The organism is Pseudomonas sp. GM102 (genome assembly GCF_000282555.1).
Taxonomy (GTDB): domain Bacteria; phylum Pseudomonadota; class Gammaproteobacteria; order Pseudomonadales; family Pseudomonadaceae; genus Aquipseudomonas.
The window spans coordinates 25,726-34,371 of the sequence record NZ_AKJB01000148.1 but is presented as its reverse complement, the minus strand read 5'-3'; the positions used below and the strand labels follow the sequence as shown (position 1 = coordinate 34,371).

Annotated in this window: 8 protein-coding genes and 1 pseudogene; 7 read left to right on the top strand and 2 right to left on the bottom strand. The window is 58.9% G+C overall.

The window, feature by feature from the left end; genetic code table 11:
- Positions 1-248: 248 nt before the first annotated feature.
- The gene (locus PMI18_RS00875) at positions 249-986 is read right to left on the bottom strand and encodes a thioesterase II family protein (protein WP_007907650.1); all 738 of its coding nucleotides are present in this window, start codon (positions 984-986) and stop codon (positions 249-251) included.
- Between the two features lie 142 nt (positions 987-1,128).
- Here PMI18_RS00875 and PMI18_RS0129880 point away from each other — a divergent pair.
- Positions 1,129-2,263 (top strand): annotated as a pseudogene (locus tag PMI18_RS0129880) (cupin-like domain-containing protein).
- A 163-nt stretch (positions 2,264-2,426) separates the two neighbouring features.
- Here the strand turns inward: PMI18_RS0129880 and PMI18_RS31775 are convergent.
- Positions 2,427-2,675: a hypothetical protein gene (locus tag PMI18_RS31775; RefSeq protein WP_081499904.1), complete on the bottom strand. Its 249-nt coding sequence runs from the start codon at positions 2,673-2,675 to the stop codon at positions 2,427-2,429.
- A 163-nt stretch (positions 2,676-2,838) separates the two neighbouring features.
- Here PMI18_RS31775 and idi point away from each other — a divergent pair, with 163 nt between their 5' ends.
- The 6 genes from idi (at position 2,839) to PMI18_RS00905 (ending at position 8,644) form a co-directional block, all read left to right on the top strand.
- Complete coding sequence (idi, locus tag PMI18_RS00880) at positions 2,839-3,402, top strand: isopentenyl-diphosphate Delta-isomerase (RefSeq protein WP_007907640.1); 564 nt, start codon at positions 2,839-2,841, stop codon at positions 3,400-3,402.
- Positions 3,403-3,418: 16 nt separating this feature from the next.
- A complete protein-coding gene (locus PMI18_RS00885) occupies positions 3,419-3,616 on the top strand; it encodes a hypothetical protein (protein WP_007907639.1) in 198 nt (65 codons plus the stop codon).
- A gap of 51 nt (positions 3,617-3,667) precedes the next feature.
- Positions 3,668-5,500, top strand: coding sequence for a 1-deoxy-D-xylulose-5-phosphate synthase (gene dxs / locus PMI18_RS00890; protein ID WP_007907638.1), 1,833 nt, complete (start codon positions 3,668-3,670; stop codon positions 5,498-5,500).
- A gap of 25 nt (positions 5,501-5,525) precedes the next feature.
- Positions 5,526-6,473 (top strand): SAM-dependent methyltransferase, encoded by a 948-nt coding sequence (locus PMI18_RS00895; protein WP_007907637.1) that lies wholly within the window; start codon positions 5,526-5,528, stop codon positions 6,471-6,473.
- Positions 6,474-6,536: 63 nt separating this feature from the next.
- Positions 6,537-7,712 (top strand): Rieske 2Fe-2S domain-containing protein, encoded by a 1,176-nt coding sequence (locus PMI18_RS00900; protein ID WP_007907636.1) that lies wholly within the window; start codon positions 6,537-6,539, stop codon positions 7,710-7,712.
- Positions 7,709-8,644 (top strand): SAM-dependent methyltransferase, encoded by a 936-nt coding sequence (locus PMI18_RS00905; RefSeq protein WP_007907635.1) that lies wholly within the window; start codon positions 7,709-7,711, stop codon positions 8,642-8,644. Before PMI18_RS00900 ends, PMI18_RS00905 begins: the two co-directional genes overlap by 4 nt.
- Positions 8,645-8,646: the final 2 nt, after the last annotated feature.

Below are 8,646 nucleotides of genomic sequence, written 5' to 3'. Positions count from 1 at the left end.
TTCTTAGCATCCGGATCAGTAGGCAGGAAGCACAAAGGCACGTCGTCCCTATAAAACGAATGCAGACCGGAAAAATTAGCGTTTGAGAACAAGTATCAGAAAGGAGGTAACGCGGGGAAAACAAGGAGGTCGCAAATCAATGTGGGAGCGAGCCTGCTCGCGATGGGGCCATGACAGGCGGCATTGGTTGAATGTCAGACCGCTATCGCGAGCAGGCTCGCTCCCACAGGGTGAAACCGGGTGGATACTCAGGCCATGGCAACCATGGCACCCCGCCGATGATGAACCTCCAACTGATCCTTGATCACCCGTAGCACCTTGGCTTCGTGCTCATGAATGAAGAAGTGCCCGCCGGCCAGCATGTCCACCGAAAAGCTGCCATGGGTTTCCTTGCTCCAGCCGATCAACTGCTCGGTGGTGGCCTTGTCGGCCTTGCCACCCAGCACGTGCACCGGGCACTTGAGCAATGGCCGCTGCACCGGCTGAAAACGTCCGCACAGCAGAAAGTCCGCGCGCAGAATCGGCAGTGTCAGGCTCATCAGTTCTTCATTGGCCAGCACCTCTTCGCTGGTGCCATTGAGCGTTCGTAGCTGCTCGATCAACTGCGCATCGGTTTTCGGCTCGGCAAAGCCGCGGTCGTAGTCAGCGCGCATCGTGGGTGCCGCCGTTCCCGAGGCAAACAGGGCCACCGGTTCCGGGCAGCCCAGCGCACGAAAGGCGTGGGCCATCTCGCATGCCAGCAAGGCGCCCAGGCTATGACCAAACAAGGCGTAGGGCGCCTTGAGCGTCGAACGCAGCTCCCTGGCCAATTGCATCGCCAGCGCGCGCATGTCGGTGTGCAGCGGTTCGCCGAACCGTGCACCACGCCCCGGCAGTTCTACCGGCTGCAACTGCAGCCACTCCGGCAACTTGCGCCGCCAGCGGCTGTAGACCATGGCACTGGCGCCAGAGTACGGCAGGCACAGCAAGGTCAGCTTGGTCACCACGTTCACCTCAAAAAGTCATCTGTAAGGAAGGACGGTCCAGACGCGGCGCAAATTAGTCAGCGCCGGTTAAATTTCCGCTGCAGGTTATCGTCCCTTGTTCAGATAAAACCAGCTCAGACCAAAACCAACAAGGGGCATCGCCGTGGACCTGCAGACCATCCTGGGCAAACTGTTCGCCAATGCCGGTGCCGTCGGCATCGAAGGGGTTTTTCAATTCGTGTTCGGCCCGCATCAGGCGTACTGGTCCGAGGTCAAGGCCAGCAGCCGCACCGAAGCCGGTCGACATGCCAGCCCCGACGTGACCATCGAAGTCGCGGAAAAGGACTTTCTCGGGATCATGGGCGGTATGGCCAACGTCGAGGAGCTGTTCGCCAGCGGCCGCTTGAAAATCGGCGGCAACATGGGCCTGGCGACGATGCTGCCGCAGATCATCGATCACGCGCGCCATGGGGGCGGTGTGGTGGAAAAGGTCGACATGAACAAACGCTACCCGACCCCACCGCGTTTCAGTGAAAAGATCTCCGCGAGCCTGCCGACTCAATATTTCGGTGGAGCGCCGGCCACGCAGCGAGCTGTCGGTATTGGAATTCGAGACTCGCTATTTGCCTCACGGCATTCCTCTGGTGATCAGCGATGCCTTGCAAGACTGGCCCCTGTTCAAGCTCAGCCGTGAAGAATCGCTGGTGCACTTCGCCGAACTGCAAGGCATCACCCGACACGGCGATTACGTGAAGAAAACCTTCTCCACGGAACGGGATTTCCGCTCCACCTCCATGGCCGCGTTCATCGCCTCGCTGGACAGCCCGGCGGTCAAAAGCGCCGATGGCGAACCACCGGCGTACATGGGCAACAATATCCTGCCTGCGCAATTGATGGAGCAGATCAAGTACCCACCCTATTTCGATCAAGCGTTGTTCATCCCGCCACGCATCTGGATCGGCCCCAAAGGCACGCTGACACCGCTGCATCGCGATGACACCGACAACCTGTTCGCACAAGTCTGGGGCCAGAAAACCTTCACCCTCGCCGCGCCTCATCACCGCGAAGCCCTCGGCACTTGGTCGACGGCCCCCCAGGGTGGGCTCGATGGTTGTGATTTCAACCCGGATGCGCCGGATTACCAGCGCTTCCCCGGCGCGCAAGACGTCACGTTTCTACGGGTGACCCTGGAGGCCGGCGACCTGCTGTTTCTACCCGAAGGCTGGTTCCATCAGGTGGAATCGGTGTCGACTTCGTTGTCGGTGAATTTCTGGGTGAATTCGGGACGAGGCTGGTAATGGGAGCCAGCCCTGCATTGCCCCGGTTACTTGTGCCCGACACATTACCCCTGTGGGAGCGGGCTTGCTCGCGAAGAGGCCATCACCTTCAACATCAATGTCATCTGCCAGACCGCCTTCGCGAGCAAGCCCGCACACACATTTTGAATTGCATTGCACCGGGCTATTTCAAATGGCGATAACTCTGCACCGCCGAACCCAACACCACGGCGCCGGCGGCAATCGCCACCCAGAACCGACCAGTGCCGACACCGGCAAGATCCGGCTTTGAGCATTGCTGGAACAACTTTCTCATATTGCGGTGCGCACTTGATGCATACACAACAAAGGCGTCCGAATTACGTGCGACTACATCTAAGGGACCGTCACCAATAGACCCGGTAGAACCGAGAACACATAGGCGCTGTAACACTTCCGATTCACCCTGATATTTCTGTTAGGTTTTCTTAAAAAAACTTGCCGCACACAAAACCGCCAACTAGATTCGAACTCAACATGAACACCGTCTGAATTTCTCTAGATAGTCTGGTCAGCCGTAACGCCCAGTAGCGAAGACACAATAGTGGAGTCTTGCTATGGAAGAATTACTGATTCTGGTCGACCAGCACGATCGCAAAAAGGGCTTTGCGCCCAAACTACAGGCCCACCAACAAGGCCTTCTGCACCGCGCGTTTTCGATCTTCATTTTCGATCAGGCCGGTCGTCTCTTGCTGCAGCAACGCGCCTTCGGCAAATACCATTCTCAAGGTCTGTGGACCAATACCTGTTGCGGCCATCCCAGGCCTGGCGAACGGACGCTGGCGGCGGCAAAACGCCGTTTGCAGGAAGAAATGGGCATGACCTGCTCGCTGCGCAAAGTCTCCACCCTGCTCTACCGCGAACAGGTTTCAAACCAGCTTATCGAGTACGAGTTCGACCACGTATTCGTCGGTATCAGCGATGGTGATCCCGTCGCCAACCCCGAGGAAGCCCATGCCTGGCAATGGCTGAAGCTTTCGCAAATCTGCGAGCGCATTACCGCTGGCCCCGAGAGCTTCACCTTCTGGTTCCGTCGAATACTCCAGACCACCGGACCTGCCGGGATAAGTGCCTGGAAAGAGCTCGCAGAAATCAGCCGTCAGGCCGTTCCCTACTCCTGATCACAAGAGACACGCCATGAGCAACAGCCGCCGGATGGCTTCGGCAATGCTATTGCCGAACATTGACCAGACACCTGCGCCCCAGACGTTCGAAGCCTGGAAACAGGAGGTGCTGCACAGCACAGCGCTGACGTTGGAGCATACGTTGCCGGCCCGTGATGAAACCCCGGCGCGCCTGCATGAAGTCGATCTGGTCATCAAGCGCTTGCACTGAATGCCTCTTCAGCGAGCGCACCGGAACAACGTTCAAGGAAAGGAATCGAGCATGTTCGAATTACTCAAGACCATCGACAGCCCCATTGATTTGCGAGCACTGCATGTTGCGGCACTGCGCCCTCTCGCGGACGAACTACGAGCGTTCATTCTGCATAGCGTGGCGAAAACCGGCGGGCACCTCGCGGCCAACCTCGGCACCGTGGAATTGAGTATCGCGTTGCATTACATGTTCGATACTCCCAACGACAGAGTCGTGTGGGATGTCGGCCACCAGGCCTACGCCCACAAAATCCTCACCGGCCGACGTGAAGCGATGGCGAGCATTCGTCAACTCGGTGGAATCTCCGGGTTCCCAAGGCGTTGCGAATCGCCGTTCGACACCTTCGGCACGGCGCATTCCAGCACCTCCATCTCGGCGACGTTGGGCATGGCGCTGGCTGCGCGCAATCAGGCACAACCTCGCCATTGCATTGCGGTGATCGGCGACGGCGCGATAACCGGCGGCATGGCGTACGAGGCGATGAACAACGCCGGTTTGCACAAGGACTTGCCGTTGTTGGTGATCCTCAACGACAACGACATGTCGATCTCGCCGCCGGTCGGTGCCTTGCGCGAGTACTTCGGGAAACTGAAGCAGATGAAAGGGTCAGGAACCGATGCGACTTTTTTTAAAGCCTTGGGCTTCAACTACACCGGCCCCATCGACGGTCATAACCTCGACGAATTGCTCCCTGCCCTGCACGCCCTGAAAAAACTGCGCGGCCCGCAACTGCTGCACATTGTCACGGAAAAAGGTCATGGCTATACACCGGCGGCGGCGAATCCTGTGCTGTATCACGGGCCAGGAAAATTCGACCCGGCACACGGTATCGATCCAGCGGGGGCCGGCAAGCCCACGTACACCCAGGTATTCGGCGACTGGTTATGCGATGAAGCCGACATTGACCCAAGGGTCGTGACCATCACCCCGGCGATGCGCGAAGGTTCAGGTTTGGTGGAGTTCGAACGACGCTTCCCTGAGCGTTATTTCGATGTCGGAATTGCCGAACAACACGCACTGACCTTCGCGGCGGGCCTGGCGGCCGACGGTTTGAAACCGGTGGTGGCGATCTACTCGACCTTCCTGCAACGGGCTTACGACCAGCTGATTCACGATATCGCGATCCAGAATCTGCCCGTGGTATTCGCCATCGACCGGGCCGGTATCGTCGGCGCCGACGGCGCCACTCACATGGGTGCCTTCGACATCGCCTATCTACGCTGCATACCGAACCTGACCGTCATGGCTCCGGCGGATGAAAACGAATGCCGACAGATGTTGCACACCGCCCTCCTCCAAAAAGGTCCGAGTGCCGTGCGTTACCCACGCGGATCGGGTAACGGCATTGTTGCGTCGCAGGAGCTGCATGCCCTGCCGGTGGGCAAAGGTGAAATCCGCCGAACCTCGACACAACACGCCGGTATCCGCATTGCCCTCCTGGCGTTCGGTTCGATGCTGCTGCCGGCCCTTGAAGCCGCCGAAGCGTTCGACGCCACCGTCGCCAACATGCGCTTCATCAAACCCCTCGATGGCGCCCTCGTTGAGCAATTGGCCCGGGACCATGACCTGTTGGTGACCATCGAGGAAGGGTGCGTGATGGGGGGCGCCGGCTCGGCGTGTCTCGAACAGTTGGCGACAATCGGTCACTCGCCGCCGGTGCTGCAATTGGGCTTCAGCGATCACTTCATCGAGCACGGAGCCCCCGAGAGATTGCTGAGTAGGTGCGGGCTCGATGCGCCCGGAATCACCCGCTCGATAGAGGCGTTTTTAAGCACGCATGACATAGGGTTTTCCAACAACCGCGGCGCAACGATCGACGTTTCGTTGCGGGCACGAGCATGAAGTGAATATTCACAAGGAGAGACTAATGAGCACGCAAGCGAAACAGCCTGCTATCGCCCATAAAATTCACCGGCCCTATCAGGTCATTCAAGGGGCCAGCGTCGACAGCTACCAGGAAAAGGTTGTGTACACCTATCGTGACAGCCCCGAAGACTGGCGCAAGGCCATCGGCGATCGCCTGATGTTTCAGTTTGGCGTCTACGACGACCCGCGCTCACGGCCGCCAATCTCTCCCGACGAGTCGGGACTGCGCTATTTCGACCGGCAGATGAAGCTGGCGGGGTACGATCGCGGCGACTTTAGATCGGTCAAGCGGATCCTCGATGTCGGCTGCGGCTGGGGCTTCGGTCTCAAGTATCTGGCCGAGCGCTTTCCCGCCTGCCCAAGGCTGGACGGTATCAACATCAGCCCCAGGCAACTGAAGCACTGCGCCAAATATCATGCTGAGCATGGGCTGAGCAAACGGATCAATCTCTATCTCTGCAATGCTCAGGACGTCGATCTTTTGCCCGACGCCGACGAACCCTACGATCTGGTCACGATCCGGGGTGTCATATCGCACTTCCCGAATGATCTCTACGAACGCTCGATGGCGAAACTCGTTTCCCGGCTCAGGCCAGGCGCAACCGTGATCATCTCCGACAATCTCTACAACCTGCCGCTCGACCACTATCAATCGGACACCACCGACGACGTCGATCGCCTCGCCTGCAAGCATCGCAAGACACCGGGATATTTCCGCCAGGTCATCGAACAGAGCGGCCTCAGCGTGGAGGACATGCGAGTCCTGCCCGAGAACATTGACGTCGCGCGCTGGTTCATGGACGTCAAGAAGAACATCGAAGCGAATTTCACGGCGCAAACGATACCGCCGCCGCTGGAAGAACTGCGCGTGATGGCAGTGAACGTCTCGGTGGCGCTGATCAAGGACCAGTTCTCGACCTACAGCGTCATCGCCCGCCGTGCCAAATAGCGAATGCTCCGCGTTGCAGGAGCTCGCCGCGTAAATCACGAGACATTCATTACAGGAGTTCAAATGTCTGATATCCCAGTACAAGAGCTGTCCGACGTCACGAAAATGGAAAGGGAGGACCTCTTCCACGAGTCCTCGCGGCCCGAGGTCATCGGCCCTGCCAGCGCCCATCTGATTGACACCTCCACGTCGAACAAGCGTAGCGCCACTGGGGACACGCGCGTCCCATTGCCTTATCCCGACGGCTGGTTCCGCGCCTGCTTCAGCCGCGATCTCAAACGAGGCACGGTACTCACCGTTCCATTCATGGGGCAAGAGTTGGTGCTGTACCGCACAACCTCAGGCCGTGCCAGTGCCATCGATCCCTATTGTCCCCACATGGGGGCTCATCTCGGACGGGGCAAGGTACAGGGCGAAGAGCTGGTTTGTCCGTTCCATGGCCTGGCCTTCGGTCTGGATGGCAGTTGCCTACACAGCGGGGATGGCGCGAAGCCTCCCAATGCGTGGCTCACTACGCGCCATATGAGAGAAATCAATGGCGCGGTTCTGGTGTGGGCCGACCACCAGAACCGACCTCCAAGCTGGGAAGTGCCGAGTTGGGACTTGAGCGCGTTCGCGGCCCCTCCCCAGCACACCAGCCAGGACCTGAACGGCTACTGCCAGGATACCGGGGAAAACAGCGTCGACTTGGTCCATTTCGGCTGGTTGCATGGCCTCACGGAACCCGCAATGACCCATGAGGCGGGGGATTACTGGTTCGAAACCACCCTCACCGCCAGTTGGAAGGGGCAGCCGATGCGCATGCGCATGCGGCAGATTGGCCTGGGTCATGTGCAAGCCGTCAGTGAGATGACTCGGATCGGTTTTCGCCTCACCACGATGCTGTATTCCACCCCGACCGCGCCGATGAAGTGGAGCATGAGCTGGATCGACATGATGGAGCTTGAGCTCTTCGAACGCTGGCCCATACCGATCAGGAAAGTGGCATATGCCGTGCTGGCTCCCCTCGCGAAACGTTGGCTGGTGACCTTCACCCAGGCTGACAACCCAATCTGGAACGCACGCACCTACCTCGATCACCCGCGACTGATGACGGGCGACAAAGGGATCGCAACTTTTCGTCGGTGGGCGACCCGGTTCTATCCGACGCAGTCCACCAACATGCAAGGAGATTCCATCCCCCCGATCGCATCGACCGAATTCATGCATTCACCATTCTTCCAGGAGAGCCCGCTATGAAAGTACACAAGAGTACGATCGCTATCGACGTCATCCGCAGCACCACTGCCGACCACTATCAGAGCAAGATCGAAAGCGTCTACGCCGATCCTCCAGAAGAATGGCGGAAGGTGATCGGCAACGAGTTCTGGTATCAGTACGGCGTGTTCGACGAGAAGATGGCCCCGAGCAGTCTTCCGCTCGACGCGTCCGGGCGGCGGCACATGGAGTACCAGTTCGAGCTGGCCGAACAGGCTGGTGCAGACGTCTCTTCGCAATCCATCCGAAGGGCCATCGACATCGGGTGCGGCTGGGGGCCTGTGCTGAGCTTCCTGGCCAATCGCTACCCAGACTGCGAGCGCATTGACGGTGTCAACGTCAGCCGCCCTCAGTTGGAGTACGCCAGCCAGGTGATCACCCGCAAGGGCTTGACTGACCGGATTCGGCTGTACCTTTGCAATGCCAAGGACATTGGCGCTCTGCCTGACCCGAAGCTGCCCTACGACCTCGCCATTTTCCGAGGCAGTCTCTTCCACTTCACACCGCAGGTGCTGCAGAAAACCATGCAGTCGCTGGCGCAGCGCATGCGCACCAACGGCACGGTGATCATTTCGGAGAGTCTCTACAACGTGGAATTGGCGACCTATCAGTCGTTCATACCCGACAAGGTGGATCGCGCCGCCTCGGGCCATCGCAAGACGCCAGATAGCCTGCGCAAAGCTCTGGAGGACAACGACTTTGAAGTTATCGACAGTCGCGTCACCCCCTCCAACGAGGATGTGCTTCGTTGGTATGCGCTCGTCAAAGGCAACCTTGATGAGCACTACCCCGACAGCCGTAATCCCAATTTCTCCGAGCTGCGAGATATCGCAATCAACTTTTCGGACGCTTTGCGAAAGAACAAGGCGTCTTCATACAGTTTCATCGCGCGCAGGCGCCAGGGAAAGGAGTGAGC

Coding starts and splice junctions, on each gene's coding strand:
- idi (WP_007907640.1), top strand. CDS start 2,839: ATGGAAGAATTACTGATTCTGGTCGACCAGCACGATCGCAAAAAGGGC.
- PMI18_RS00885 (WP_007907639.1), top strand. CDS start 3,419: ATGAGCAACAGCCGCCGGATGGCTTCGGCAATGCTATTGCCGAACATT.
- dxs (WP_007907638.1), top strand. CDS start 3,668: ATGTTCGAATTACTCAAGACCATCGACAGCCCCATTGATTTGCGAGCA.
- PMI18_RS00895 (WP_007907637.1), top strand. CDS start 5,526: ATGAGCACGCAAGCGAAACAGCCTGCTATCGCCCATAAAATTCACCGG.
- PMI18_RS00900 (WP_007907636.1), top strand. CDS start 6,537: ATGTCTGATATCCCAGTACAAGAGCTGTCCGACGTCACGAAAATGGAA.
- PMI18_RS00905 (WP_007907635.1), top strand. CDS start 7,709: ATGAAAGTACACAAGAGTACGATCGCTATCGACGTCATCCGCAGCACC.